We start from the raw sequence: 23,169 nt of genomic DNA, 5'->3' as shown, positions 1-23,169 counted from the left end.
GGAGGGAGCAGGAATGAGTGAAATCCAAACAAAACTGAACATTGGTGATGTTGTTTGGTGGGTTCATTGCTCTGGGAAGGTGTATCAGGGCGTTATAGAGGGAATAACCTGTTGTGATTATCAAGGCGCACTATATTGTCATATTTATAGCCCGTCCTTTAGGCTCAATCCTTATCCTACTGTGCATTATTCTTATGTTTTCAAATCAAAAGACGAAGCAAAGGACTTTTCAAAATATCAAAGAGAAAACCCTGACAGTTTAGTTCCTATGTGTATGGGGTGTCACTATGCTATGGGGAATCGGGAGGCTAAGGAATGAAGGAGTACATCGAGAGGACGACTATCCTGAATCTGCTGGGAAAAATCAATCCAGTTGATTTCGGCTCTATGTTTGACTATGAAGCACACAGCGCTGTGCAGGAATGCTTACGTGAAATTAGTTATGGAGTAGAGAATATCTCCGCCGCCGACGTTGCGCCTGTGGTGAGGGCGAAGTGGGAACCTAGCGACCCAATTTGTCCAGTGTGTGGGAAAAGCAAGTTTAATGGGCTTGATGCTGATATTTGGGCTGATTGGCAACCAAAACATTGCCACAACTGCGCCACCTGCGCCTGGTACGAGGACTATCAGGGCGTGTGCTTTAACGGGAATTCCCCAAACTGCGCCGACTTCACGGAGCCGGAGCAACGGTGCAGGGAGTGGGAGCGAAAGGAGGCCGACCATGAAGTTTCGGAACCCTGAGACAGGGGAAGTATTTGAAACTCATTGTGACACGTGTGGGGCAGGAAGCTCTGGCTGTAAGCTGGTTTGGAAAAATGTCTCATGCGGACGACTAAAAGAAAATCCCCACGAAGCCGCCCGCCTGATGGGCTATGAGGTGGTGGAGGATGAGCCGGAATACTATAAGTTTGAAATCCGTCTTTGTGATACCAAGGTGGTGTTATCAATACAGAAAGTCCCACACAAATAAGCCGTGCGAACAGACCTGCCCTATCTATCAGAGAGGGATTTGCTGTCGTGAATGGGTACATGAGTGGGATTTGGAGGAAAAGCCCCGCTGGACGGAGCAGGAGGTGGAGAGGGCGAAGGCGATCAAACTTATTTATCCAAATGCTGAAAAACTGGAATTAATACCATGTGTTATTCGTGTTTACACGGATATTGGGGCAATAGCCTATCTGCATGCTGACCTATTTCCAAGCATGAAAAATGGACAAATTTCCACCCTTGACGAGATCATCGGAGGTGCCCAATGATTTCCTTGAAATGCCCTGATTGCGGGTTCTTTTTCAGCATAGATTTTCCTGACGATATTTCCGAGGAGGAGCGGAAGGAAATATGCACTTGCCCATGCGGCTCTATGATGGAGGAAGTTTCTTTCAGCATGGATTATATTCCAACAATCGGAGGTGCCCAATGACAAGAAAAGAATATGAAAAGAAAATTGCGGCATTGGAACCGCTCGATGAGGAGAGGCGAAAAAGCGTGACGTGTGCGCTCCTTGGACATAGCCATATTACCACAGGTTGCTTCGGGTATGTCTACTGTGCACGGTGTGGAGAACAAATTGGGGATGTTCTGGGCGGCTGTTTCTATGATCCGCTGGAAGTTCGTGTAGGTCATAATTGCCCAACTTGCAGGGCGAATTATGAGAAGCTTGGATGGGAAGATAAGATTCTGACTCCTGACCCGTTTTCGGATGAGAACAGCGGAGGTGCGGAATGAACGAAGTTATGATTACCAACAAATGGGTCCATGAAGATGACCAGAAGGCCAAAGCCGACGCAGGGAAGCCTCGCCCTACTCTGGTTCCTGTGTCTCTGATCGAGGCTGTGACGGCGGTCCGCATGTACGGAAATGAAAAGTACCACGACCCGGAGAATTGGCGGCAGGTGGAGCCGCAGCGCTATCAGGATGCTTTATACCGGCACTGGCTGTCCTATCTTAAGGGTGAGAAGTGCGATCCGGAAAGCGGCCTGCCTCATCTATGGCATCTGGCCTGCAATGCGGCGTTTTTGATTGAGATGGAGGGCAAAGAATGAGAGATATCCTTTTCAAAGCCAAACGGCTGAGTGATGGTGCATGGGTGGAAGGTTATCTATACCGACTCCATGATAGCTTAAATCCCTTTATTATGCTCAGAAATCGACATGGTGAAGCTTACGAGGTTGACCCCTCAACGGTCTGCGAGTACACCGGCCTGACCAACAGGAACAGGAAGAAGATTTTTGAGGGGGATATTATCCGCTGGACGAACTGGAAAGGTGAACAAAAAGAAGCTCCTGTATGCTATGACCCAGAATGGAATAGATTTTGCGTTTGGCTGAATGGCGCTGAAAGTATGGGCGCAAACAAGCACCTTTCAACGAGCGGAATTGAGATCATCAGCAACATCCACGACGGGGAGGGCGGGCAATGACAAAAGAAGAATCACTGGCATGGGTGAAATCGTTAAAGCCGGGAGATATCGTGATATACAGCGGGTTTGGGGTTGCGGGAAGGATTCAAACTGCCAAAGTAGAAAAAGTCACTCCATCTGGTATTGTCAGGACCAATCGGGGCAGTTTTAAAGAATCTCCATGGAGCTGGTCTGGAAGAGTAGGCGGCTATGGGAAAACACCTGGAGAGATTAGCCCGCCAACGGCAGAATTGCTTATCGAGGCAGAGCTTCAAGAAGCGGAAGATGCTGCTGAGAAGAAGCGGCGAGACACCATCTACAAGGCGCGGAACCTGATTTCCGAACTATATTATAATAGATTCCGTATCGACTATGACACGGCAGTTGAGATAATCAATGTGTTAGAGAGGTGGCGGACAGCATGAGCGATTGGATTAGCGTCAGGGAGCGGTTGCCGGAAGTGAGGCAAGAAGTGTTGGTATACTGGCGGAATACATCTCAAAAAGCGGAACATTTTGAATTGACACATTACACAGGGGACCATTGGTATTTACTTGACAATACAGGCCGACCTTGGATTGAGGTTGTTGCATGGATGCCCCTCCCCGAACCACCAAAGGAGAATCAGCAGCATGAGTAAAAAAGTCAACCCCCGCAGACAGCCGGCGTCAAAGGCAGATGTAAAACGGGCTGAGCTTCGTGGGCGGGATGATGGCATCAAATTCGCAAGCGCTCTATTTTTGATGGCCCTGCGCGATAAGGAGGGCTTTGATCTGGAAGCTCTGCAAAAGGTCTGGAAAGAGGTTGGAGACTTGGCGGATAGCATTGCGGAAGGCTATTGCAACATCGAGGATTTACATACCGTCCTGGAGTCTGAAGCGGGCGCTAGAATTGTGGGAGGGATAGCCACATGACCGAATGGTGTCTTGCCCATCCGTGGATGACCTTTTTCTTGCTGACTTTTGCTCTGCTCGTCATCGACGAAATAGTATGCGCAATTGCGAATGCCCTTGCAAGCAAGAACAGAGACAAGCATGAGGAGGGATAGCGATTGACCAGTCAAGGAATAGAAGCCTTCCTCTCCTATCTACGAGAAACCGAGAAACGTTACCACATGGCAGAATTGGACGAGCAGGAAGCAAATGACGAGACACAGGACATCCTACATAGCTTGGAGCTTCAAGATCATGACTATCACGACTTTGCTCGTCTATCAAAGGAGCTGAGAGGAGTCCGTCAGAAAAGACGGGCTGCAAAGGACACTATGAGTGAGACGGCTCCGGTTCTTGACTGGATAGACGCAAATCGCTCAACGATCAAAAGCCTTGAGCGGTTGCTGGGAGATGTGCGGAAAGCTGAGAAGAACACCGAGAATCGAATTTATACGCCAAAGGTGAGGAGGGATAGCCCTTGAATGAGTTCCCGGATAGGCTGAGGAGGTGAATTATGCAGTACAATGAAATCTATCCTTTGCTAAAAAATACGATTAAGTGGCTTCAGGAAAACTATCCACACGACACATATTTTGTCATCAACTCAAACAGCGCAACGATGTATCACAGACGAAGTGTTTTTGCGATGGATGATGATTTGTTTTCGTCAAGGAAAAAGGAGGACAATAAGAATGGGGAGGGCGGACAGCATAAGTAAAAAAGTCAATCCCCGCAGACAACCGGCGTCCGCGCTGTCATGGACCGCTCCGGCACCAACAAGTCAGCTCCATTCAAGAAGTACATCGAATACCGGGAGGAATGAGAAAGGCGGGGCAACCGCCCCGCCGAAGTATCAATTCTTGTCCAGCTCATCCAGAGCATCATTCATTAGTTTAGTCTGGTAGTGGTTCAATGCAGATATTATCTTGAAATCTTTTGATGGATTTATCTTTTTATTCGTAACGGCAAAATAGCAGATTGCGTATGTAACCCCTGCTGAAAAACCATTGTCCGCTAAATAATCAGTATCGATTTCATCAGGAACCCCAGTCACCCGAGGGTTCCATATTACCAGTTTTATTCTTGCATCGATAATCGGACTACTAACCCGAAAGGACTCCAGCATAGCATCAAATACAGCGTTTGCATACTCTCTTCTTGCTAATAATGCGTGTCGTGAAATTTCTTCTTCACTCCATTCAGAGTAATGAGCAAGGCCGTCTTTTACGCAGTTTTTGTAAACGCAAATCTCATTCCTACACGCATTTTCAATCGCCCGAACCAACGTTTCTCGTGTGGAAAGCCCAAACACTCCCATCGCCTCCAAGCTCAACATACACGATGCCACACGAAATTGCAATACTTAACAGAAAATTATTTTTCTTCTTAGAGCCGCAAGCGTTTAATGTCTTACTGTGAATTTTCTTCTTGACGTGGTGATAAAAGGGTGATATTATCCACACAAAGGAGGTGGAAATAGTGTCCCCACGGCCAAAGGCCAATTCAGAACGGATCAATGTCTTTTTTCCTCCAGATGTACTTCAAAAGCTGAAAGCACTTGCGGAGGCAAAAGGCACAACTGTCAGCGGGCTTGTCCGCATGATCGTTCTGGAATATCTGGCCCAAAAATAAAGAGCAGACCCACCCTTCTACAAGCGGTCCGCCCTTTATCACCCCGGAGGTCTCCCTGCCGGTAAATCTATGATACCACCAGAGGGACCTCCAATCAAGAAAAATTTATGGAGGAGCCAGTATGAACAACACAATTACTATGACAGAGGTCGAAGTCTCGCTGCATTCGATTCTTGCGCTGATGCAGTTGACCCAGGAGGCCATGGAGAGCGATGTCCATACCGCTGTGAATGCGGGAAGCAACGATGCCGCTTGCATCCTCGCCTCCATTTCCGGTCGATTGCAGAGCATCTACATCCCGGCTTACGATGCCATTTTCTCAGCAATCGGGGACCTGCGCAGCCAGATCATGGAGGTATCACAATGAATGAACTGAAAGTTTTCAACAATCCCGAATTCGGGCAGATTCGCACTATCACAGAGAAGGGCAAGACTCTGTTCTGTGCAAAAGACGTGGCCCAAGCTCTTGGCTACAAGGACACTACCAACGCCATCAAGCAACATTGCCGTGGGGTGGTGAAACGCCACCTCACCGATGACTTGGGAAGAAACCAGCTCACAAACTTCATCCCTGAGGGTGATATCTACCGCCTTGCTACTTCCTCCCAGCTCCCTGGCGCAGAGAAATTCGAAAGCTGGATTTTTGACGAGGTCCTCCCAACTATCCGCAAGACGGGACAGTACACAGCCAAGCCCATGACCGACTACCAGCTGGAGAGCATCCGCATCCGCAAGGCCCAGCTTCTGGAGCGTCTGGCGAAGGAGTACGACGGTACTTACAGACAAGTTCTCCAGGCCCACGCCACAAAGGAGCTGACCGGGGAATACCTGCTCCCCCTGCCCTATACCGGGGAAAAGACCTACTCAGCACAGGAGATCGGCGAAAAACTGGGAATCTCCGCAAACAAGGTTGGGATGCTCGCCAACCGCAACCACCTGAAAACAAAGCAGTACGGGGCATGGTTCAATGATGTCGCCAAGAACTGCCCTGGAAAGGAAGTCTCCTCCTTCCGCTACTACGCTAGCGTCTTGCCCGTTCTGGAAACAATCATCTCTAAACAGTGAGAAAAGGCCCCGCCAGACGGCGGGGCTTTTCTCACCACTCAACGGGGTAGCTGCCCCACCAAGTATAGGTCTCTTTGACAGCGGCCAGCTGGCCACCGGAGAGGCCCAGGCCATAGACATAGTCCTTGAATGCCTGTGCCTTCTCTCTGGTTTTCATGCTGTCGTCGTTGTATAGGGCGCGATACTTCTCTAGTATGGCAATCGAGGTGTTGACGGAGACCCCGGCGCTCGGCAATGCGCCGGTAAAGGGATTTTTCGCTTCACTGGTCTGGCTGTTCTTCTGCGCCCAAGCGGCGCCTCTCTGCCGGTTTGTGATGCCAGTAAGTTCTTGCAGCGTGGTCGCAGATTCAACGCTGTCCGTACTGCCATTGTGATTCCTGTCGGAGTTAATTTGATACAGAATATAGCTTTCGATGGGAAGCGAGCTGTTTATAGCGCCTTTCGCAAAGCTGCTGTCTGCCGGTTTGTACGCACTGACAGCTTGCTTGCCAATAGCCGTCGCGTATTGATATGCGTAGCTGATGGCTTTTGCTTTATCATCGTAGCTAAGCCGGTTATAGGCCGGGTCTTCCATCAAGGATTGAATGGTTTTATACCTGGTCTGCCCAAGAACTTTAGCATATTGCGTATATTCCTCTGCCGTGAGATCTTTTCGTTCTCCGTTTACAGCAAATGATTTCTCAGCCTCTTTTGGGTATACAGAAGAATCTCCCGTAGCCTCTGCCAAATGACGGATTTCACGGTCAATCGGACCGGTGTCAGTCGTTCGCAGAATACCCGGGGAAACAAAGCTCTGGAAAAGCCGCTCTTCAAAGCTGCCGTTCGATTTCTCATTCCCCCACAAGTCAACGGAAGGTTGAAGCTGATTCCTGACTCCAGGCACTTTTTTCATGATGCTTTGCAAAAAGTATTGCGCATCAGATGAAACTTGCCCCGTGCCAGGTTCCGTATAGCTCCTTCGGACAGTTTCATCCATAGTGGAGGCAATTTTTCCGCCGATGGTCGGAACATATTGCCCCAAGTAGCTTGTCACCACATCGTCGATGAGATATGTCGCCTTGTTGTCCGCATAGCTCCAGTTGGCAATCAGGTCGTCCAGAGAGGACATCATGGATGATTCAAGCACAACCTCTGAAATACCGGTCATCGCGTCCGCTAACGCTGAAAATGTCCCGTCGGCCTCCTGCACGGATTCCATGACAGCCGCGCCCGCAAACAGCGGCATTGCGGCGGGAAGCGCCCAATCCAGAGAATACGACATATCCCCGATCTGTAAAGAGTAATCCTGCATTCCCCGATCTTGGTTGAATTCTTTTTCGTCGTCATCTCCTCCCGCGCGCACATGAAGAAATCCCTCCGCAGCCAGATAAGCACCCAGCGCCATAATTGCGCTCCCGGTCAATCCCTCAGAAATCCGGTCAATAGCGGCGGCGGCATCCATATTCCCCTTGCGGACATCCCACAAAGCGTTCTTTATGCCTCTGGCCAGACCAACAGGACTGTAGTCAAGACCAGTAGTCAACACGTTTGCGGGCGTTCTTCTGAACGGCAATTCAGCATCCGCTAAAAAGGACGCGGCCTTCAAAACAGGATTGTCCCCTTCATAGCGTCCCATTCTGGAAACTGCCTCGGAAAGCGCGGTTGTATTCCGGTAAGTAGCCTTTTGCGCCTCTTGGATGGCATAGGCTCTCGCGGCATCCACTTCCGGTCCCCCGTTTCTCGCCTGTTCCGCCGTGATTCCTTTGGCCTTAAGTGCTTGGGCGAAGGAATCTATATAGGCCGGCCGATTAAAAAGAACATCTCCCGCATCCATCAGCCAGGCATTGAAGTCTCCAACAGCTTGAACGCCTTTTGCTAGGATGCTATTCGTCCCGGCAGAAAAGACTTTGCGCCGCTCCTGAATCTCCCGGTTAATGCCGGCAGCAGACGTGTCAGAGTATTTCCCGCTTCCCATAGCTGCTTCCTGGTCAATTTTATATTGCTCTTTGGCAAATGACCGCAGGTCTTTGCTGGTGGTAAAGGATTTTGTCCTCTGACTCTGGTCCCGGATTACAGCTCTCTCAATGGCAGCGCCCACGCCATTTTTGATCTTTCTGGCTCCCCACTGGATAGCGTTGCCCGCAAGGTTTCTTGCGTGTGTTGTCGGATTCAGCAGCATCATGGTATAACGCCAGAAATTGACCTTTTCCCGGAAGGTAGACGGCACCTGCTGAGCGACATTCGTCAAGAGCACATCCCAGGCAGCCGCCCGCTCCGCGTCAGTCTCCGCCATCAGGTAGTTGGCGGCAAGTTCATCATTGATTGAAAAGCCTGTGCTGTTTTCCACATAGTCAAGCCGCGCGGCATCCACATCCTCCTGTGAGTGCGTATTAACATTCCTGGGCTGCTGAGTTCCCTGTCTCTTGCGATTCATTCTGGTCAGGAATTTCCGCAGAGCCAGAAGCTTTCCTTCCGGTGTCAGGCGGTTCATTAAGTTCATTGCCTGAACCACTTGCGCGCTGTTATGCGCGCTTTCGGAAATGGCAGTTGCCAAATTAAGCGCCAGCATATGATTACCATCCGCGACAGCCTGATTATACGCGGCGATTCCGGAGGCCATATCCTGCTTAGTGATTTTCTGACCAAAATCCACCTTAGCAATGAAGTATTGAGCAACATCATCCAGTCCCTGCTTTGAAATGTCCTGCTGCGCGCGAAGATTGGCAGCTCGATCTGTAACGGGTGCATAGTCAAACTGTCCTTCCGATACGGATGCTTCAATCGTTCTAGCCATCTCATTGGAGGTCAAGGGACTATTCAAAATCGTGGAGACAGTCTTTGTGATATTCTGACCGGTTCGCGGGTTGATAACAGGAACTTCCTCCGGCGCTCTCCCCATCTCTATTTCCCGTTCCTGGGTTTGCTGGTTGATTGGATGGAAAACGTCGCTCTCGTTCTGCATGGTCGTGAAGTCACCAAGAGTTCCGGCATCCGCCGCCCCTAATCCATCCGGCGGATTGACATTTTCCGCCCCCGGTGCTATGATAGAATCAGGATTGGGGGTACGCGTACCCTCAATCGGGCTTGACGTCTCGGTGGAAGCCGTAGGTGATGGACCTACCAAGCTGGCCTCCGCAGGCGTCAGGTCCCCAGACGCCGGAGATTGTGTCCCAGCGTCGCCATTGGCGGCAAGGCTGGTTGGAGTGGCACTTTCTCCCGCGTCTATTTTTATGATGTTTCCAGTGGAATCAACTACTTCATGCAGATAGAATCGGTTCTTACTGGTACGTTTCACCACTGCTGCCACATAAGCGGTCTGCCCGTCCATAATCACCGGAGCGGCAAACACATACCCGTCATAGCCTCTATTTTTCCAGTTTTCCGCGAAATAGATTTGTTGCCCGCGCCGTATTACCTCCGGAACAGTAGCAATTGTAGCAGCTTTTGCAGGGCCCACTCCGTGACTCAGGTCATCTTTCAAAGAGCGTCCATTGATTTCCACATCTCCAAAGTCTGGTCTTGTTACAATACCCTTGACAGTCTCAAACAAGTTCCGTGCTTTTTCGGCCATTGTACTGCCGCTCACACGCTCTATTGCCTGTATGCCTGTCCTTGCCACCGGCTCCACTTCTTTCAGCGCCGGTATACTCTCCTTCAATTTTTGGACTACGGTGTATGTATCGCGGTCCGCTTTCACCGCCGTCCCCACTTCGGGGGCGGTCTTGTTTTGCCCCAGGATGCCATGTGCGCCATCTTGCACCCCAGGGGCACCCGCGCCCCCGCTGTCCCTGCCAAACGCTCCTGCGCCCTCCTGTGCCGCCGTTGGGCCTATTCTGTTCACGGCCACGTCTGCGGCGCCGCCGACGCCACCCAGCGCCGCACCTATCAGCCCATCATATAACGTGTCTGAAAGAAATTCCGGGTTTTGGTACTGGGAGAGAGCTCCGCTGTCATAGGTGATTCGTTGAAGAAGCGGCTGCACCAGGTCTTCCACCACTTCCTCCCCGCCCTCACCGATAGCAGAGAGCACGGTTCGACCTGCCGCGGACTGTGACAGCTTTGCGGGAAGCCGGGAGAGTGCGTCATCCAAAACGCCTGCGCCGAATGCGGCCTTAAACGGCGCGGCTACGTTTGAGATTTTCTCTGTGGCAACGGACAGCGCGGCGCTGCCCGTGCCGTATAGAAGCTGCTGCCCCAGGTCCGCACCGGACTGTCTGGCCGTCTGCGCGGAGGAACCAAAGCTTCGGACCGCCATCGGCAAAAGAGCGCCGCCGCCTGTCACGGAGCCGGCCAAAATATCCCCTAGAAGTTGTGTCCCAGCCACGCCCACATCTACCGCAAACTGTCCCGCCCGGCCAAGACCTTCTTTGGCGGTGGCAATGTCCTCCTGAGAAGATGCGCTCAACCGGTCCGCACCGCCTTGGATGCGCTGAACGGCCTGAGATAGCGGCTCATGCTGCGCAGCTGCGCTCTCCGTGTAGACGCCAGCGCGCTGTTCCGCCAATTCCGCAAGACGGAGGAGGCGTTCACGGTCCCCGTCCTCCATCGTCCTGCCGTCCGCGAACCTTCCGGCCGAAACCATCTCCCGGTAGCGTCTGGCATTTTCCAGCTCCTGACGAGCCCTCTGGTTTTCCTGAGAGGCGTTGATGTCCGCCTGCCGCAGGGCGTCCAGCGCGGTCCCCGCAGTATTGGCAAATCCGGACGCCGTACTCTTTGCGGCGCCTCGAATGACAGCGCCGGTCCGCGACGATAAAATCTCGTCAACGCCACGCTGCGCCTCCTGCTTGAGCTGGTTCCTCATGCTTAAGGCGCGACCTGGCAAAGAATCTTCTGCCTGAGCAGTATTCTTTTTCATACTAGAAGTTATCGCATTGACAAGTGCATCCTTTTTGATTTCTGGATTGCGTCCTGTCGGCTTTCGAACGGGGGCCTGTGCGCGTTTCCGAACCGCCTGGACCTGTTCTTCGGTTGGGTTTGCGGAACCGTATACCCGTCTTCTCAGATCATCAAATTCTTTTGACATGGTTATTCCCTTTCGTTTCCAAGCGCCTGCAAAATAGTAGCAAGTCCATCCTCATTGATTTTTCCGCCATCAAGTTGCTGTGTGAGATAATTTTTAATCTCAGCATCGCTGTTACCGTTTCGAATCATATTCTGTACCATTTGAAGCGTGTGTCCATACTGCGATCCATAAAGTCCGGCACTGGAATTTTTCAAAATCGTATCATAATCCGGAAGGTTTGCGTAGTCAACAGTCACGGTGTTGTTCTTCGTCTGGCTTCTGCTGGGCGATGTTCTACCAGAAGAGGAAGACCTACTGCCGGAAGAACCTCCCTGCAGCGCGGCCATCCGCATGGAGAGGGCGTCCGAGGAGGAAATCCCAGCCTGGGTGAGTGTAGCGTTATCAGGCATAATTCCGGCGCCTAGCATGGTCATCGCCAGGTTATACGCGTACTCCCGGTTTTGCGCGGCAAGGCTATCCTGATACTGCTGCTGCGAGGCCTGAAACTGCTGATTCCACTGATTGTTTGCGGTGTTGAATTGCGCCTCCCAATTTGCCTGTTCCTGGGCGAGCTGGGCAAGCTGCATGGAGGCGTCGTCCTGCCGGACATACTCGCTGTACAGCGCCTGGGCTAACTGCGCGTTACCCTGGGCCTGAGCCTGGGCCGCCGCATTCCGGTACTCCACGGCAAGAAGCTGCTGCTGTAAGGCGTTCTCCGCCAGCGCATTGGACTCCTGTGTGGAAATGTCGGAGAGATTGCCTTGCAGCGTCGCGGAGTTTGCGAGCGCTGCCTGCCCAGAGGTGCCGGTATTCAGCCCCCGGGCGTTGGCATACTCGTTAAACGCCTGCCGCGCGATTTCATTTTGACTGGCTGCTTCGTTTCTGGCGGCCTGATAGGTGACAGGAATCTTCTCCGCATTGGCCTGCAGGCCCGCGAGGTTTTGTTCATAGGCGGACTGCAGCGCTGCAAGCTGGGCCTGTGTGTTCGCGGCGTACATCGCGTTAAGATATTCAGACAAGTCCGAAACGCTGCCGCCGCGGCTGTGGCTTCCACCCGAAGAACCACCCCCGCCTCCTCCGCTGCTTCCGGAGTCGTTAAACAGCTCGTGGGAGGTGTTGGTCCCCTTGACCGCATAGCCCGATTCATCGTATGTAACCTTGTACTTTCCGCTGGTCGTGGTCTGTTCCACCGTCTGGCCGGCGAGGTCCGGCCGCTTGGACATGTCCGGTGTGTTTGGGTATACCTTATGGGGCTTGGAGGACTCCGTGAAGCCCTGCTCCATCTCCTCTTTTGTCCAGGTGCTTGCCATGTCTGATCACTCCTTTGCAAAAATAAAAGCGCCGAAAGGCTGGATTTCTCCAGTCCTTCGGCGCCAAGCGCTCTCGCTTATGATTCATTTATCCTCATTATATACGAAAAAAAGCCGCCTCGCAAGGCGGCTCTTGTAAATCCGATTCACATTTTTCAGAAAGCAAACTTCATAACCCGGCCCTCGCTGCCCGCTTGCGGTCTTCTTCGTCCACCTTTTGTGCCGCTTCCGCTTCGCTAATTCCTTCTTCCGCTCTTTTGGACTCAATTCGGAGATACCGAATATAGTCCGGGACGGAGCGGTTCTCTTGTCTGGCGAATCGTTCTATAAGTTCCATCCCCGGCAGAAATACTTCATATTTAGAGGTGATCTGCTTATGGTATTCAAGCGATCCGGCAATGCTCTTTCCGTATTGATAGGCGAAAACGATCAGAAGTACACTGGCAATCCCCACGGCGATCAGGCTCTGCAAACCCGCTCCGCCGATAAGAAGGTTCAGAAGTGTGAGAGACGAGCAAAGTGTTGCCGCAATCACGCAGTTCACAAAATACAGAAGTTTACATTTCCCCTGCGTAATGCTTTCTTCCGCCCAGACCGCAATTCCCGCGCCCGCCGCAGTTGACACCGTTTGCAGGACCAGATACCCCAAGTCCCCGGGCCGGTATTGGGCAAAATATGGAGACAGCGCGTTCAAGAGCATCACCAGACTGCCGCCGAACGTCACCAGAAGCCAGAAAGCGACCGTCGCAAGAACCTTTTTCCCGATAGAAATGTGCATGATTCATCCCTCCGCCAGACAGCATACATTATCCGCCGTAATTTAACAAGACTGAATGGAATATTTTTTCTATTAGAGCCTCAATGCGTCCATGATCTTCTATTATAAATTTTCTTCTTGACTTTTTGCCTTTCATAAATTATATTAAATGCAAGGCGAAAAGTGGGGTGATAAAATGTCGCCTAGAACAGGAAGGCCGAAAGTAGATAATCCGAAGGGCGTAAACCTGACAATCAGGTTAGACACGGAAACCGAAAAGGCCCTCAGAGAATATTGCAAGAAACACAATATTTCTCGTGGTGAAGCCATACGACAAGGAATCCATCTACTTTTAGCCGCAGAAAAGTGAAAACAGCCCGGCACCGTGGAAAGTTACGAGCTGTTTTCTCCGCCCGGAGGTCTCCCTGCCGGTAAATCTATGATACCACCAGAGGGACCTCCAATCAAGAAAAATTTATGGAGGAGCCAGTATGAACAACACAATTACCATGACAGAGGTCGAAGTTTCGCTGCATTCGATTCTTGCGCTGATGCAGTTGACCCAGGAGGGCATGGAGAGCGATATCCATACCGCTGTGAATGCGAAAAGCAACGATGCCGCTTGCATCCTCGCCTCCATTTCCGGTCGATTGCAGAGCATCTACATCCCGGCTTATGATGCCATTTTCTCAGCAATCGGGGACCTGCGCAGCCAGATCATGGAGGTATCACAATGAATGAACTGATCAAGATCACCTATCACAACGACCAGCCCGCAGTCTCCGCCCGGGAACTTCACGAGTTCCTCGAAGTAGAAACCCCGTATAGGATTTGGTTCCCCCGTATGTGCGAATATGGCTTCAAAGATGGGGAAGATTTCAACCCGTACAAAAATGATCGGGTTCAAATGGAGGGCGGCCGCATGGTCTCCCGTATGGTTGATGACGCCATCCTCTCCCTCGACATGGCGAAAGAAATCTGCATGCTTCAGCGCAATGAGAAGGGCAAGCTGGCCCGGCAGTATTTTCTGGCCCTGGAGCGGGACTGGAACAGCCCGGAGAAGGTCATGTCCCGTGCCCTGCGGTACGCCGAACAGGAGCTGAAACAGGTCCGCGCTCTCAACTCCGCCCTCACCGTGGACAACCAGATCATGAAGCCCAAGGCGGACTACTTCGACGAGCTGGTGGAGCGCAACACCCTCACCAGCTTCCGGGAGACTGCAAAGGAGCTGGGTGTCCCGCCTAAGAAGTTCGTCCGCTTCCTGCTGGATAGGAAGTACATCTACCGGGATAAGAAAGGCAAGCTCATGCCCTACGAGGACAAGAACAACGGCCTGTTTGAGACCAAGGAGTGCTTCAACGACAAGACCCAGTGGAGCGGCATTCAAACCTTGATTACCCCAAAGGGCAGGGAGACCTTCCGCCTCCTCTACCCAGGCTCCTGACTCAAAGCCCCCGCCGGACTTTCCCCGGCGGGGCCCCTTAAATTCTGCTGGCACACTATTTTCGGAACATATCTTCCCCCGAAGAGCCTTATTGACTCTCCGGGGGATTCTTTATGTTCTTCTCTGTTTCTTTTCCAGCCTGTACAGCATGGTACACATCTGCTCCCTGGTCACGCTTTGGGAGAGCATCAAATCTCCCTCCGCATTTCCCCGCAGGATGCCGTTCTCCACGGCCCACTCCACGCCCTCCTTGTGGGCAGGAGATGGTGTATTGTCCATGGTCTTTTCCTCCAATCTCTTCTTAAACTCCGCCCACTTCTGGGCATTCACCAGATACGACGGACAGTGTTTTCCTGTCACGTCGAAGTGGCGGTACACATTTCTCAGCGGGATGCCGTACTTTTCCATCAGCTCCCGGCCCAGGACGGCGGCATTTGCCAGGGTTGCTTCGCTGGCCTGGTAGACGCCGTTTTTGATGGTATCGCACATCTCAATGCTGATGCTGTTGGTGTTGGTGATCATCCCATACATCGTCCCACCGCCGGTCTTGTCGGCGTTGGCGTACTTCTTACCGCCCACCGCCCAGGCCACCTTCAGATCAGGCACAGAACGCCAGACCGTGGTATCGTCCACAAAGTAGTGGGCGCTGGCCTGCACGATATTGTTTTGAAAATAGGCGGCGTTGTTGGCTGCTTGGTCCCCGTCGTTGCCGGTGTAGTGGAACACCAGGTATTTGATCTGATTGACAGCCCGGGAACCGCCATAGTTCCCGGGGTTGGCTAACCGCTCCTGAAGAATATAGCTCACGAGCTCTCGCCGCCTGTCCGGACCTTCCGCTCCGCCTGGGTACCAAAATAGAACGCGATCACCACTGTGAACACCGTCAAAAACTGATCTGTAGTCACATGACCGCTGACGGAGAGATACGCGAACACCGCCGTGAGAATCACTGTCACGATGCTCTTTACGGTCAGCAGATTAGAAAGGCGCTTTTTCAGGTCATCCATGTCATGCCCTCCCATGGTCCTTGTCGTAGTCCGCCATAGACTTGGGCTGATACTTGCAGGACCCGTCCTCGGCATAGATGTACCGCAGAGCGCCCTTCACCACGTCCACGCCATGATACTTGGGCCGGTTGTACACCATATCCTTTTCGGGGATGTACTTGTCGATCTCCTCCTGCCACGCGACAGCGCCGGTGAAGGTGTGCATGGAGGCCCACCAGGGAGTTTCAACGGGAGCGGGAATAAAGCCCTCCTCCATCTCTTCCTTCGTCCAGCCGCCGCCAGGATTCTTGTTCGGGTCCAGAGAAAAGTTCGCGCCAGCCTCTTTCAGCTTCGCGTTGGCTTCCTCCACCGTGATCTTACCGGCCTTGTACTGCTCCATGATGTCGTTGATAGTCTTGTTCATAATATGTACTTCCTTTCTAAATTTCCGGCTGTGCCGGTTCTAAACTTTGCTCAAATTGCGGGCCGCCTCATCTCTGACAAAATCCACATAAGCCTCCTGCGCGCTGCGCGCTGCCTCCATGGCCTCTTCCACATCGCCGTTGGTATGCATCCCCGCCAGCTTCTTGGCAGTGGTGAGAGAGAGCGCGCAATTCGCGTACATCAGCTCCATGGCAAGGCGGCTCTCCTTCTCCCGGCGCTGGGCCCGCGCCTCTGTCCGCCTGGCGCTCTGTCGGCTGCGCCGCTCCGCCAGTGCCGCCAGTACCGAAGCCCCGCCCGCAATCAGGGCGCAAATGATCTCCGTGTTCAATACGCGGACCTCCTCACTCAGCCGCCTCCGCAGTTAGCATTTCACTGAGGGCGCTGTACTCCTCCGGGGTCAGCCTGTCCGCCGCCAGATACACATCCATCTTCTCCTGCAGGCCTTCCGTCCGGCCTCGGTCAATCAACAGCTTGCAGAGATTGTACACAGTAGACATAGGGGTTCTCCTTTCACGTCATAGGGTGGTGAGTTCCAGCATACACAGGCGTTCCTCGTGGTCTGCCAGCATATCCAGGGTAATGTCCTCCGCTGTCGGTTCCGGAGGCGCAGGGGAAGGCGGAGCGTATGGGTCTCCAATCCTTGCCCCCTCATAGGCAGGAACCGCGCCAAACAGCTCCGCCGTGGTGTCATCTTCGCAGACAATCATGTTTACTATAGTTTCATCTTCAACAATGCAATAATTCATGTTTTCTCCTCTTGACTTTTTATAGCTGGTCTTTCTTTACAAATTAGACTTGACTGCTGTGGGAGGAGGATTTTCCAATTCAAATGGAATAGCAAGAGGTCCAGCTGATGGTAATGGAAGTACATATTTAAGGTTGAAAAGTGCTTAAGCAGACTTAAAACGAATGTATACACCACCGGTTCCACCAGGAGAAGCGTCAGCTTTTGTTGAAATTTGTTGCGAACCTCCAGCACCACCACCTCCACCTACACCAGCACTTCCAGCACGGTACGCAGTGTTATTATTAGTATCTACATAGCCGCCATTTGCTCCGTTAGGAGTTCCACCTCTCATTTCAGTTTGTCCAGCACCTGCAAGAAAACCTCCGCCTCCACCTCCACCAGCCAATCCTAAACTAGCATCATTAAAAATGAACCCAGTTCCATTAGTCGGATTTACTACTGAATTTGATCTCACTCCCCCATTACCATTTCCAGTTCCTTGAAAAGGAACACCATTATTAACACCAGACCCTGTGCCTCCATATGCTGAAACTAATCGTATACTACCTTTGTCTACAGCAGTGTGCCCTCCAGGATTTCCAGCAGTAGTTGCATTTGTTATATAATGTATCGAACCTCCCGCTCCAATAGTTACCGTTAATTTATCTGAAGTATCTACATCTATATCTAATTGTGTTTCAACATAACCTCCACCGCCTCCAGCTCCAAAAGCTGATTTTGTGTTAACTCCAGTGCTACCACCTCCCCCTCCCACAGCGGTCAAGTCTAATTTGTAAGCCCTGGAGAACTTCATAACCTGGGAAGTAGTAAGCAGTATATAGTCCTCATAGGTCTTATAGGCAAACTCCACTGTCTGCCTGGTCAGGACTCCAGCGGCGTTTACTGCCTGATTAGAGATGTTTGCAATGTCAAAATAGGGGGATTTGATGGAAAAAGAAATTTTGTTGTTTTCGCTAACCGCCAGGAAATAACCGTTTTCATCTGTGATGATGGCCTCACCAAGCCGGCCTGTTACTCCGGTTACTGACAGCCCCGCCGCCGGTGTCCCATCTGGGTATTTGACCGTGATGCCATAGCCGTATTTCCCGGCTCCCAATGCCAAAATGATAAACACATCATCCGGAGCCGCCGTATCATCCAGCTCATATAATGCCGCCGTCTCAGGGCTGAGCGTCTCTTCTTTCGTGAACACATCGGAAGCGGGAGCCATAGAGCCAATTTGTTCTTTCAGCTCTTCGCTCAGCTTATCCTCCGTAATGGTCCCGTCCGGAATCTGGCCCAGAACAAGGCCCTGAAGCTCATCTTTACCCGCCTTGTCTCCAAGAGCAACTTTCACTTCCGGAATCACGGTGTTGTTCAGATAGTCCTTGATGGCGTTTCCGCCCTCGTCAAATTTGGCTTTCAGCTCCGTGGCGGTCAGCCCTCCCACATCATTGGGCTCGTCATCCAATGCGGAGATAATATTCATGTCCTTTTCCAGCGGTGTAAAATCCATGTGTTACGCTCCTCTCTCCGTGGGAATTTCTCCAGTTTGGTTGATGGCCCTCTGCAAGGCCCCATATCCGGGGCCGCCCCGCAAAGGCGGCTGCGCCTCATCTGTCGGTCCTGGGGCCTGGCCGGAGACCGGGACGCCCATAGCGCCCATCTGCGCGGCCATTTGCTGCTGCCGGCTGGCCTCCAATACGGCAATCAGGGTTTCCCGGTCCGTAATCTGACCGGCGGGCAGGCGCTTCAAATACTCAATCGTATCAATCTTGTCCTGCATCAGCAGGTTGTCCAGCGTCTGCATGGAGGCGATTTCGCTCCAGTAGGAGGACGCGCCTACATCCAATTCCACCGTGAAGTAAAGGTCCTTCAAAGCCTCAAAATCAAACAGAGCCGGCATCTTCATCGTGGGATTGATGTTGATCTCTATATATCGCTCCCCGTAATATTCACCCATGAACTCCATGTAAATCCTGCCTAGGTCCTCGATACACTGCAACAGGGTCTGTTTGGTCAGCTCCATTGGTGTGGAGGCCGCCCGCTGCAGCGCGATAATGGCGGAGGTGTTGTCCGGCCTGGTATCGCCCAGGGCGACGTCGGAAGCTCCAAGGAATTTCTGCGTGTAGGAGATGGCGATGTCAATGAACTGGGAAATCTGCGGGGAGATGGTGGCCGGGTCGATGATCTTCGCCACGTTTTCTACGCTTCCGTTCACTCCGATTGCCGCGCCGACTCGGTTATTCCACTTGGGGACCTTTGTCTTGTCGTACATGATTTTGGGATAGGCCAGCATCATGAGGGAGATCATGGACATGGCAAAGAGCTTGTTGACAAAAATCTGGTTGGGAATCAGCCCGGTAATCATGGCCTGACCATGGTAGCAATCCTGTACATAGTCCCAATTCATCCAGGTGATTGGGTACAGCTTGATGCCAAGGTCCCACTCCGGCTTGATTTCCCGGTCCCGTGTGCATTCATAACCGTGGATGGTCCCACTCTTCTCATCTCTCCAAAGTCTCAGCAGAACCGTAACCTTGCTGCCGCCCAGGTTATCCATGCGGGGATCGCCGCTCTGCTTGGTGTCCGCTGCGATTCCCTCTCGTTCCTCCCGGCTGACGCCGCTAGCCTCTGCCCGTCTCCTGGCCTCCCGCACCAGCATCCGCCGCTCGATGAGGATGTACGGCTGAGATTGCACCTCCCGGCTGTTGGGATTTCCAAACAGAACCTGTGTGTTTGGCAGGACTTCCGTCTTGATTGCGCCTCTGCTGGGCTGTCCGGTCTCCACATCGGGGTCCCAATAGGTATAAAGGCAGCCGTCTCCGTCCACCGCGGCATTCCGGCAGAACTCCCGAATGCAGGAGCCCATTTTGTTGAACTCAAAAATACCGGAAAACTGCTCGTTCAAGAGGTCCGTCAGCATTTCGGCGCTCTGTCCGGAAATCTTGCCGCTGGATGGAAGGGGCTTTGCGTGGAGTTTTAAATTGTCCGTGGACACATTGGCGACAGAGAACAGCACCACACGCTTTAAGAAATTGAAAACCGGCGTCGGCAGGCCGTTGGAACGGACGCCCTCCCACTGCTTTCCAATGAAGAAGTTTTCGTTGACATTCACGCAGTCATAAAACGAAATGCCGTTGTTGAATTGAAGGCCGGCCTCATATTCATTTGACACCTTTTCCGGTGTGGGACGATACTTTTCCATGTGTGTTTTCCTCTTATTTCACGTTTCCGGCATAGCGCAGCTGCACATCCGTCTCCAACACCGTAGCGGTTGCGGAAGCGCTGTCGCTCTTGAAAATCAATCGGTAGAATGTTGCCTTTTTGACCTTGAGCTTTAATCGTTCTACCTGGGGCTTCCGGTTCGTCAGAAAGGACCAGTGATTGAAATCCACATTGGTAAAGGAGGCGAAGGACGCTGCAACCACCTTGTCCGGGTAGTCGCTCCGGCGGTTGCTCTCGGCGGTGACGGTGATTCTCGCGTTATTCTCCGGCTTGATGGCTACAAAGATCACAGGGGAGTACTTGAGCTGCCAGTCCCGGTCAAAATCCATCGCGCCGGTGGCGGCATAGGCGCTGATTTCTTCGCCGTCGTCGTTGCGATAGGACCGGGACACCTCCTTGATCTTGCCCTCCTGCGTAAAGCCGAAGGTCCTCTGGTCCACCTCCAGCATAGAGACAAATGGCATGTTGGTGTAGGTGTACCAGGTATTGTTGGAGTAGTTCAGAATCAATGCGGTTTCCTTCCACAAAAACCAATACTCGTGATGATATTTCCGGTTGAAGGTTTTCGTCTTCTCCAGATCAAAACCACTGATGGTAGCGGCAATCCGGTCCGATATACGGGTCGCGTTTTGCTCACTGTCGGTGATGTTCCCGCTGGAGGAGGTGGAGCTCCACTGATAAATGCTGCCGCCGTCCAGGGTCAGGGGGTTATTTTCCAGAAGGCGGACCTGTCCCGGGGCGTCGTTTCCGATCTGGCGGTTTACCGGGAGCACATAAAATGCCGGCGTGGTAATTCCGTTGTCCAGCACGGTGGTGCTGTATTGCAAAGACCACGCGCTGTCCCGTTTAAAAGCCATCAATCTTGCATAATGTCGAACCAGCGCTGTGATGGGGGTGTTGCTGTCTCCGATGGCGGCCTCATAGAGGTCCGGGAAGTACTCCGCCGTGGCAAGGCCCGTGTCCCCGTCAATGCCGCTGTAAATCGTTTTGTTGCTGCCGTCCCCATACAGGAATACCCGGCTGTCCAAAGAGCCGTTATAGAGCTCGGAGAAATGCATGGAGGTAACTTCCGCCCGCGCTCCATCTCCCTTTTTATAGGTCACGGTCACGGTGTTGGTGCCCTTTTCCGGTGCCGTTGCAAACGTCATCTTTCCGGCCGCCGTGTCCACCGTATAGGTGGCCTCCGTTCCCGTCACGGAGATCACGCTGTCAATCTCCTTTTCCGGCAGGAAAAAATCTTTGGCCGTTCCGTCCGGGGAAAACTTGACCCGCCGCTTGCCCGTCAGCCGGTTTACATTCTCCAGCAGCGTCCCGCTCCCGCCCGGTTCCGTTGCCGTCTGGATGACCGGGACATAGCCCTCCACCTCGGAAAACGTCTCGTCCTCCCCGGCGCCCCAGCTCATGTATTCGTGCCCGTTCAAGAGATATACTTTCTCGTCAAATCCAAAGAAGGTGGTAGTTTCATCCTGGGTACAGGCCCCTACTGCGGTGACGGCCTCCGTCAGGATGTTCACGTCAAAAATAGCTCCGCCAAAGGCGCACAGCAGGTGATAGGCCTTGTTGACCATCCCATACCAAGCGCCGCAGAAAACCGGCGCCTCGACAGGAGATTCCTGGTCCTCTGCCCAGGCATCCCAGGCGGTCCGCAAATGCAGCAGTGTGTGGGTACCCGGCCTAATCTGCAAGTGGCTGTCCTTGGTAATGGAGAAGTTCCGCATTTCGGACATCTCTCCAACACGGATTTTGGTGTCGCCGTCCTGATTCTCATTGAGACCTAGGAACTCCTTTATCCGCATAATCGTGATATTGCTGCCCGCTGCCATCTGCGCCAAGCTCAACCACCTCCGTACTCCAGATAATCCTCCGACATCTCTCCGCCGGTCATCTCGTCGTCGTAATCCGTCATACCGGAATCTTCAAAATCCTCCGGCACAGGGGACTCCACCCGTTCCGCGCCCAATGTCCTGGTAACACAGAAATACCGGATGGCGTCGCAGATATGCGTGATCTCATGGGGCTGCACCGCGCAGTCTGACGGGTTCTTCTCGTCGTGCTGGATGGCGGCGATATGGGAGATGAGGGCTTGACAGTTGCTGGTCACCAGCAGCCCGGGGCGGTCCTGCGGCCCTGACAGGGGCTTGAGCAGCTCCTTCACAGCCATCCAGCCCTGTACCCGGTTGTTGCTGCCACGGATGATGCCCACGCCGTTCTCCATGAACAGCTCTGCCATGCTGCGGCCGCTGTCCTTTTGCCGGTTCCACATGTCCGGCGGCGCAATCGTGAACTCGATGTGTTCCCACGGCGGCGTCGCGTCCAGCATCAGCTTCGCGGCCTCTGAGACGATCACACCGGACTGCTGCAATTCCCGGTATACATAGCAGCGCCCGTCAAAATCCACCGCAATCCAGAGGCAGGCGAACATATCAAGGCCATAGTCAAAGGCCCGGTATTTCCTCCACTCCGCTGGAATCCGCCAAAACGGTTCCATCACATGAGTTTTCTTTGTAAACTCCGGGAAGAAGGACCCGGATAGGGCGTCCCAGTCGCCAAACCTCCAGGCATTGCGCACGTTGTCCGGCAGCAGGTCCAGCATCTGTACATACTCCGGAGACGCCGCCAGCAGCTGGGGGTTATCGTCCACCGTCGCGTGAATGAAGGTATAGTCCTCCGCCGTTTCGCCGTCCCGGTACTGCCTGGAGACGAACAGCCGTTTTACCCAAAGGTGCCCGATGCCGCCAGGGTTGCAGGTCAGGTACATCCGGCGGGGGATATTCGTCGCGCCGCGCAGACATGCGCCCAAGGTGCGGAACTGGCTCTCCGTAAACTGCGTGGCCTCGTCCATGAAAATCCAGTCATATTCCTGGCCCTGGTACTCGTCGTCATCGCTCGTTCCATAATGTCCAAACTTGATCGTGGAACCGTTGGCGAAGAAAAACATATGCATGGAGCCGTTATAGACCGCGACCTCCTGCGGGATCAGCTTTCGCATGGGGAGAATCATGGTCTGCTCCAGCTCCGGGTATTCCCGCCGCACAATCAAAATCCGGATTCCCGGATAGGTCAGCGCACCGCCAAAGGCTTTGATTCTCAACACGTGGCTCTTTCCGCCGCCTCTTGCCCCGCCATAGCCCACATACCGGGTTCTGGCCTGACAAAAGAGCTTTTGTTTGGGATTCAGTTCTCCCAAGTCCACGGAAATCATCCCGCTGTGGTTTCTGTATTTTCCAGCCATGCGCTCACCTCTTCGGAAATAGGGGAAAGGCCC

At 52.8% G+C, this 23,169-nt stretch carries 32 protein-coding genes; 18 read left to right on the top strand and 14 right to left on the bottom strand.

What is annotated here, in order from left to right; all coding sequences use genetic code 11:
- The first annotated feature begins 13 nt into the window (after positions 1 to 13).
- The 12 genes from KJS55_RS13395 to KJS55_RS13340 all read left to right on the top strand — a co-directional run bounded on the left by KJS55_RS13395 (position 14) and on the right by KJS55_RS13340 (position 4,048).
- Positions 14 to 319 carry a hypothetical protein gene (locus KJS55_RS13395; RefSeq protein ID WP_213543520.1) on the top strand — a complete coding sequence of 102 codons (306 nt, stop codon included), beginning with the start codon at positions 14 to 16 and terminating at the stop codon, positions 317 to 319.
- Complete coding sequence (locus tag KJS55_RS13390) at positions 316 to 741, top strand: hypothetical protein (RefSeq protein WP_213543519.1); 426 nt, start codon at positions 316 to 318, stop codon at positions 739 to 741. Before KJS55_RS13395 ends, KJS55_RS13390 begins: the two co-directional genes overlap by 4 nt.
- The gene (locus tag KJS55_RS13385; RefSeq protein ID WP_213543518.1) at positions 722 to 970 is read left to right on the top strand and encodes a hypothetical protein; all 249 of its coding nucleotides are present in this window, start codon (positions 722 to 724) and stop codon (positions 968 to 970) included. The genes KJS55_RS13390 and KJS55_RS13385 overlap by 20 nt, the downstream gene beginning before the upstream one ends.
- Before the next feature lie 70 nt (positions 971 to 1,040).
- A complete protein-coding gene (locus tag KJS55_RS13380; RefSeq protein ID WP_213543517.1) occupies positions 1,041 to 1,256 on the top strand; it encodes a hypothetical protein in 216 nt (71 codons plus the stop codon).
- A 160-nt stretch (positions 1,257 to 1,416) separates the two neighbouring features.
- Positions 1,417 to 1,725, top strand: a complete 309-nt coding sequence (locus KJS55_RS13375; RefSeq protein WP_213543516.1) for a hypothetical protein — start codon at positions 1,417 to 1,419, stop codon at positions 1,723 to 1,725.
- The gene (locus tag KJS55_RS13370) at positions 1,722 to 2,042 is read left to right on the top strand and encodes a dATP/dGTP diphosphohydrolase domain-containing protein (protein ID WP_213542714.1); all 321 of its coding nucleotides are present in this window, start codon (positions 1,722 to 1,724) and stop codon (positions 2,040 to 2,042) included. Before KJS55_RS13375 ends, KJS55_RS13370 begins: the two co-directional genes overlap by 4 nt.
- Entirely contained in the window at positions 2,039 to 2,419 is a 381-nt protein-coding gene (locus tag KJS55_RS13365) for a YopX family protein (protein WP_213543515.1), read from the top strand. The genes KJS55_RS13370 and KJS55_RS13365 overlap by 4 nt, the downstream gene beginning before the upstream one ends.
- Positions 2,416 to 2,823, top strand: coding sequence for a hypothetical protein (locus KJS55_RS13360; protein WP_187032408.1), 408 nt, complete (start codon positions 2,416 to 2,418; stop codon positions 2,821 to 2,823). The genes KJS55_RS13365 and KJS55_RS13360 overlap by 4 nt, the downstream gene beginning before the upstream one ends.
- On the top strand, positions 2,820 to 3,038 hold the full coding sequence (locus tag KJS55_RS13355; RefSeq protein WP_213543514.1) for a DUF551 domain-containing protein: 219 nt from the start codon (positions 2,820 to 2,822) through the stop codon (positions 3,036 to 3,038). The genes KJS55_RS13360 and KJS55_RS13355 overlap by 4 nt, the downstream gene beginning before the upstream one ends.
- Positions 3,031 to 3,312: a hypothetical protein gene (locus KJS55_RS13350; protein ID WP_213543513.1), complete on the top strand. Its 282-nt coding sequence runs from the start codon at positions 3,031 to 3,033 to the stop codon at positions 3,310 to 3,312. The genes KJS55_RS13355 and KJS55_RS13350 overlap by 8 nt, the downstream gene beginning before the upstream one ends.
- 137 nt (positions 3,313 to 3,449) lie before the next feature.
- Entirely contained in the window at positions 3,450 to 3,812 is a 363-nt protein-coding gene (locus KJS55_RS13345; protein ID WP_187032402.1) for a hypothetical protein, read from the top strand.
- 32 nt (positions 3,813 to 3,844) lie between these two features.
- Positions 3,845 to 4,048: a hypothetical protein gene (locus tag KJS55_RS13340; protein WP_213543512.1), complete on the top strand. Its 204-nt coding sequence runs from the start codon at positions 3,845 to 3,847 to the stop codon at positions 4,046 to 4,048.
- Between the two features lie 135 nt (positions 4,049 to 4,183).
- Here the strand turns inward: KJS55_RS13340 and KJS55_RS13335 are convergent, their stop codons facing one another.
- Complete coding sequence (locus KJS55_RS13335) at positions 4,184 to 4,666, bottom strand: hypothetical protein (protein WP_213543511.1); 483 nt, start codon at positions 4,664 to 4,666, stop codon at positions 4,184 to 4,186.
- Positions 4,667 to 4,800: 134 nt separating this feature from the next.
- Between KJS55_RS13335 and KJS55_RS17730 the strand changes: the two genes are divergently transcribed.
- The 3 genes from KJS55_RS17730 to KJS55_RS13320 all read left to right on the top strand — a co-directional run bounded on the left by KJS55_RS17730 (position 4,801) and on the right by KJS55_RS13320 (position 6,027).
- Complete coding sequence (locus KJS55_RS17730) at positions 4,801 to 4,962, top strand: ribbon-helix-helix domain-containing protein (protein ID WP_428846513.1); 162 nt, start codon at positions 4,801 to 4,803, stop codon at positions 4,960 to 4,962.
- A gap of 121 nt (positions 4,963 to 5,083) precedes the next feature.
- Positions 5,084 to 5,329 (top strand): hypothetical protein, encoded by a 246-nt coding sequence (locus KJS55_RS13325; RefSeq protein ID WP_213543509.1) that lies wholly within the window; start codon positions 5,084 to 5,086, stop codon positions 5,327 to 5,329.
- Entirely contained in the window at positions 5,326 to 6,027 is a 702-nt protein-coding gene (locus tag KJS55_RS13320; RefSeq protein WP_213543508.1) for a BRO-N domain-containing protein, read from the top strand. The genes KJS55_RS13325 and KJS55_RS13320 overlap by 4 nt, the downstream gene beginning before the upstream one ends.
- Positions 6,028 to 6,058: 31 nt before the next feature.
- Here KJS55_RS13320 and KJS55_RS13315 read toward each other — a convergent pair whose 3' ends face one another.
- The 3 genes from KJS55_RS13315 to KJS55_RS13305 all read right to left on the bottom strand — a co-directional run bounded on the left by KJS55_RS13315 (position 6,059) and on the right by KJS55_RS13305 (position 13,096).
- On the bottom strand, positions 6,059 to 10,807 hold the full coding sequence (locus KJS55_RS13315; protein ID WP_213543507.1) for an LPD3 domain-containing protein: 4,749 nt from the start codon (positions 10,805 to 10,807) through the stop codon (positions 6,059 to 6,061).
- A gap of 224 nt (positions 10,808 to 11,031) precedes the next feature.
- On the bottom strand, positions 11,032 to 12,318 hold the full coding sequence (locus KJS55_RS13310) for a hypothetical protein (protein ID WP_213543506.1): 1,287 nt from the start codon (positions 12,316 to 12,318) through the stop codon (positions 11,032 to 11,034).
- A 169-nt stretch (positions 12,319 to 12,487) separates the two neighbouring features.
- Entirely contained in the window at positions 12,488 to 13,096 is a 609-nt protein-coding gene (locus KJS55_RS13305; RefSeq protein ID WP_213543505.1) for a hypothetical protein, read from the bottom strand.
- Between the two features lie 148 nt (positions 13,097 to 13,244).
- On the opposite strand from KJS55_RS13305, the gene KJS55_RS13300 reads away from it, so the two are divergent.
- From KJS55_RS13300 to KJS55_RS13290, 3 genes are all read left to right on the top strand, one after another.
- On the top strand, positions 13,245 to 13,445 hold the full coding sequence (locus tag KJS55_RS13300) for a ribbon-helix-helix protein, CopG family (RefSeq protein ID WP_346345693.1): 201 nt from the start codon (positions 13,245 to 13,247) through the stop codon (positions 13,443 to 13,445).
- Positions 13,446 to 13,566: 121 nt separating this feature from the next.
- Positions 13,567 to 13,812 (top strand): hypothetical protein, encoded by a 246-nt coding sequence (locus KJS55_RS13295; protein WP_213543503.1) that lies wholly within the window; start codon positions 13,567 to 13,569, stop codon positions 13,810 to 13,812.
- Entirely contained in the window at positions 13,809 to 14,519 is a 711-nt protein-coding gene (locus KJS55_RS13290; RefSeq protein WP_213543502.1) for a phage antirepressor KilAC domain-containing protein, read from the top strand. The genes KJS55_RS13295 and KJS55_RS13290 overlap by 4 nt, the downstream gene beginning before the upstream one ends.
- Positions 14,520 to 14,630: 111 nt before the next feature.
- Here the strand turns inward: KJS55_RS13290 and KJS55_RS13285 are convergent, their stop codons facing one another.
- From KJS55_RS13285 to KJS55_RS13240, 10 genes are all read right to left on the bottom strand, one after another.
- The gene (locus KJS55_RS13285; RefSeq protein WP_213543501.1) at positions 14,631 to 15,326 is read right to left on the bottom strand and encodes a peptidoglycan recognition protein family protein; all 696 of its coding nucleotides are present in this window, start codon (positions 15,324 to 15,326) and stop codon (positions 14,631 to 14,633) included.
- The gene (locus KJS55_RS13280; RefSeq protein WP_213543500.1) at positions 15,323 to 15,526 is read right to left on the bottom strand and encodes a hypothetical protein; all 204 of its coding nucleotides are present in this window, start codon (positions 15,524 to 15,526) and stop codon (positions 15,323 to 15,325) included. The genes KJS55_RS13285 and KJS55_RS13280 overlap by 4 nt, the downstream gene beginning before the upstream one ends.
- A gap of 1 nt (position 15,527) precedes the next feature.
- Entirely contained in the window at positions 15,528 to 15,929 is a 402-nt protein-coding gene (locus tag KJS55_RS13275; RefSeq protein ID WP_213543499.1) for a hypothetical protein, read from the bottom strand.
- Positions 15,930 to 15,968: 39 nt separating this feature from the next.
- A complete protein-coding gene (locus tag KJS55_RS13270; protein ID WP_213543498.1) occupies positions 15,969 to 16,277 on the bottom strand; it encodes a hypothetical protein in 309 nt (102 codons plus the stop codon).
- A gap of 13 nt (positions 16,278 to 16,290) precedes the next feature.
- A complete protein-coding gene (locus tag KJS55_RS13265; RefSeq protein ID WP_187028868.1) occupies positions 16,291 to 16,446 on the bottom strand; it encodes a hypothetical protein in 156 nt (51 codons plus the stop codon).
- Positions 16,447 to 16,464: 18 nt separating this feature from the next.
- Positions 16,465 to 16,695 carry a hypothetical protein gene (locus KJS55_RS17410; protein WP_228300543.1) on the bottom strand — a complete coding sequence of 77 codons (231 nt, stop codon included), beginning with the start codon at positions 16,693 to 16,695 and terminating at the stop codon, positions 16,465 to 16,467.
- Between the two features lie 144 nt (positions 16,696 to 16,839).
- On the bottom strand, positions 16,840 to 18,192 hold the full coding sequence (locus tag KJS55_RS13255) for a glycine-rich domain-containing protein (protein WP_213543497.1): 1,353 nt from the start codon (positions 18,190 to 18,192) through the stop codon (positions 16,840 to 16,842).
- 3 nt (positions 18,193 to 18,195) lie between these two features.
- On the bottom strand, positions 18,196 to 19,884 hold the full coding sequence (locus KJS55_RS13250) for a portal protein (RefSeq protein ID WP_213543496.1): 1,689 nt from the start codon (positions 19,882 to 19,884) through the stop codon (positions 18,196 to 18,198).
- Between the two features lie 13 nt (positions 19,885 to 19,897).
- Positions 19,898 to 21,736 (bottom strand): hypothetical protein, encoded by a 1,839-nt coding sequence (locus tag KJS55_RS13245; protein WP_213543495.1) that lies wholly within the window; start codon positions 21,734 to 21,736, stop codon positions 19,898 to 19,900.
- 2 nt (positions 21,737 to 21,738) lie between these two features.
- Positions 21,739 to 23,136, bottom strand: coding sequence for a phage terminase large subunit (locus KJS55_RS13240; protein ID WP_213543494.1), 1,398 nt, complete (start codon positions 23,134 to 23,136; stop codon positions 21,739 to 21,741).
- Between the last annotated feature and the right edge of the window lie 33 nt (positions 23,137 to 23,169).

Origin of the sequence: Pusillibacter faecalis (genome assembly GCF_018408705.1) — a bacterium.
Taxonomy (GTDB): Bacteria; Bacillota; Clostridia; order Oscillospirales; family Oscillospiraceae; genus Oscillibacter; species Oscillibacter faecalis.
This window is presented reverse-complemented; position numbering and strand designations above follow the sequence as displayed.

Excerpts from the sequence above, each read along its gene's own strand:
- KJS55_RS13250 (WP_213543496.1), bottom strand. The coding sequence starts at position 19,884 with ATGGAAAAGTATCGTCCCACACCGGAAAAGGTGTCAAATGAATATGAG.
- KJS55_RS13335 (WP_213543511.1), bottom strand. The coding sequence starts at position 4,666 with ATGTTGAGCTTGGAGGCGATGGGAGTGTTTGGGCTTTCCACACGAGAA.
- KJS55_RS13265 (WP_187028868.1), bottom strand. The coding sequence starts at position 16,446 with ATGTCTACTGTGTACAATCTCTGCAAGCTGTTGATTGACCGAGGCCGG.
- KJS55_RS13305 (WP_213543505.1), bottom strand. The coding sequence starts at position 13,096 with ATGCACATTTCTATCGGGAAAAAGGTTCTTGCGACGGTCGCTTTCTGG.
- KJS55_RS13255 (WP_213543497.1), bottom strand. The coding sequence starts at position 18,192 with ATGGATTTTACACCGCTGGAAAAGGACATGAATATTATCTCCGCATTG.
- KJS55_RS13375 (WP_213543516.1), top strand. The coding sequence starts at position 1,417 with ATGACAAGAAAAGAATATGAAAAGAAAATTGCGGCATTGGAACCGCTC.
- KJS55_RS13300 (WP_346345693.1), top strand. The coding sequence starts at position 13,245 with ATGCAAGGCGAAAAGTGGGGTGATAAAATGTCGCCTAGAACAGGAAGG.
- KJS55_RS17410 (WP_228300543.1), bottom strand. The coding sequence starts at position 16,695 with ATGAATTATTGCATTGTTGAAGATGAAACTATAGTAAACATGATTGTC.
- KJS55_RS13315 (WP_213543507.1), bottom strand. The coding sequence starts at position 10,807 with ATGAGGAACCAGCTCAAGCAGGAGGCGCAGCGTGGCGTTGACGAGATT.
- KJS55_RS13280 (WP_213543500.1), bottom strand. The coding sequence starts at position 15,526 with ATGGATGACCTGAAAAAGCGCCTTTCTAATCTGCTGACCGTAAAGAGC.
- KJS55_RS13385 (WP_213543518.1), top strand. The coding sequence starts at position 722 with ATGAAGTTTCGGAACCCTGAGACAGGGGAAGTATTTGAAACTCATTGT.
- KJS55_RS13350 (WP_213543513.1), top strand. The coding sequence starts at position 3,031 with ATGAGTAAAAAAGTCAACCCCCGCAGACAGCCGGCGTCAAAGGCAGAT.
- KJS55_RS13290 (WP_213543502.1), top strand. The coding sequence starts at position 13,809 with ATGAATGAACTGATCAAGATCACCTATCACAACGACCAGCCCGCAGTC.
- KJS55_RS13365 (WP_213543515.1), top strand. The coding sequence starts at position 2,039 with ATGAGAGATATCCTTTTCAAAGCCAAACGGCTGAGTGATGGTGCATGG.
- KJS55_RS13355 (WP_213543514.1), top strand. The coding sequence starts at position 2,820 with ATGAGCGATTGGATTAGCGTCAGGGAGCGGTTGCCGGAAGTGAGGCAA.
- KJS55_RS13320 (WP_213543508.1), top strand. The coding sequence starts at position 5,326 with ATGAATGAACTGAAAGTTTTCAACAATCCCGAATTCGGGCAGATTCGC.
- KJS55_RS13370 (WP_213542714.1), top strand. The coding sequence starts at position 1,722 with ATGAACGAAGTTATGATTACCAACAAATGGGTCCATGAAGATGACCAG.
- KJS55_RS13340 (WP_213543512.1), top strand. The coding sequence starts at position 3,845 with ATGCAGTACAATGAAATCTATCCTTTGCTAAAAAATACGATTAAGTGG.
- KJS55_RS13360 (WP_187032408.1), top strand. The coding sequence starts at position 2,416 with ATGACAAAAGAAGAATCACTGGCATGGGTGAAATCGTTAAAGCCGGGA.
- KJS55_RS13275 (WP_213543499.1), bottom strand. The coding sequence starts at position 15,929 with ATGAACAAGACTATCAACGACATCATGGAGCAGTACAAGGCCGGTAAG.
- KJS55_RS13295 (WP_213543503.1), top strand. The coding sequence starts at position 13,567 with ATGAACAACACAATTACCATGACAGAGGTCGAAGTTTCGCTGCATTCG.
- KJS55_RS13310 (WP_213543506.1), bottom strand. The coding sequence starts at position 12,318 with ATGGCAAGCACCTGGACAAAAGAGGAGATGGAGCAGGGCTTCACGGAG.
- KJS55_RS13325 (WP_213543509.1), top strand. The coding sequence starts at position 5,084 with ATGAACAACACAATTACTATGACAGAGGTCGAAGTCTCGCTGCATTCG.
- KJS55_RS13240 (WP_213543494.1), bottom strand. The coding sequence starts at position 23,136 with ATGGCTGGAAAATACAGAAACCACAGCGGGATGATTTCCGTGGACTTG.
- KJS55_RS13390 (WP_213543519.1), top strand. The coding sequence starts at position 316 with ATGAAGGAGTACATCGAGAGGACGACTATCCTGAATCTGCTGGGAAAA.
- KJS55_RS13395 (WP_213543520.1), top strand. The coding sequence starts at position 14 with ATGAGTGAAATCCAAACAAAACTGAACATTGGTGATGTTGTTTGGTGG.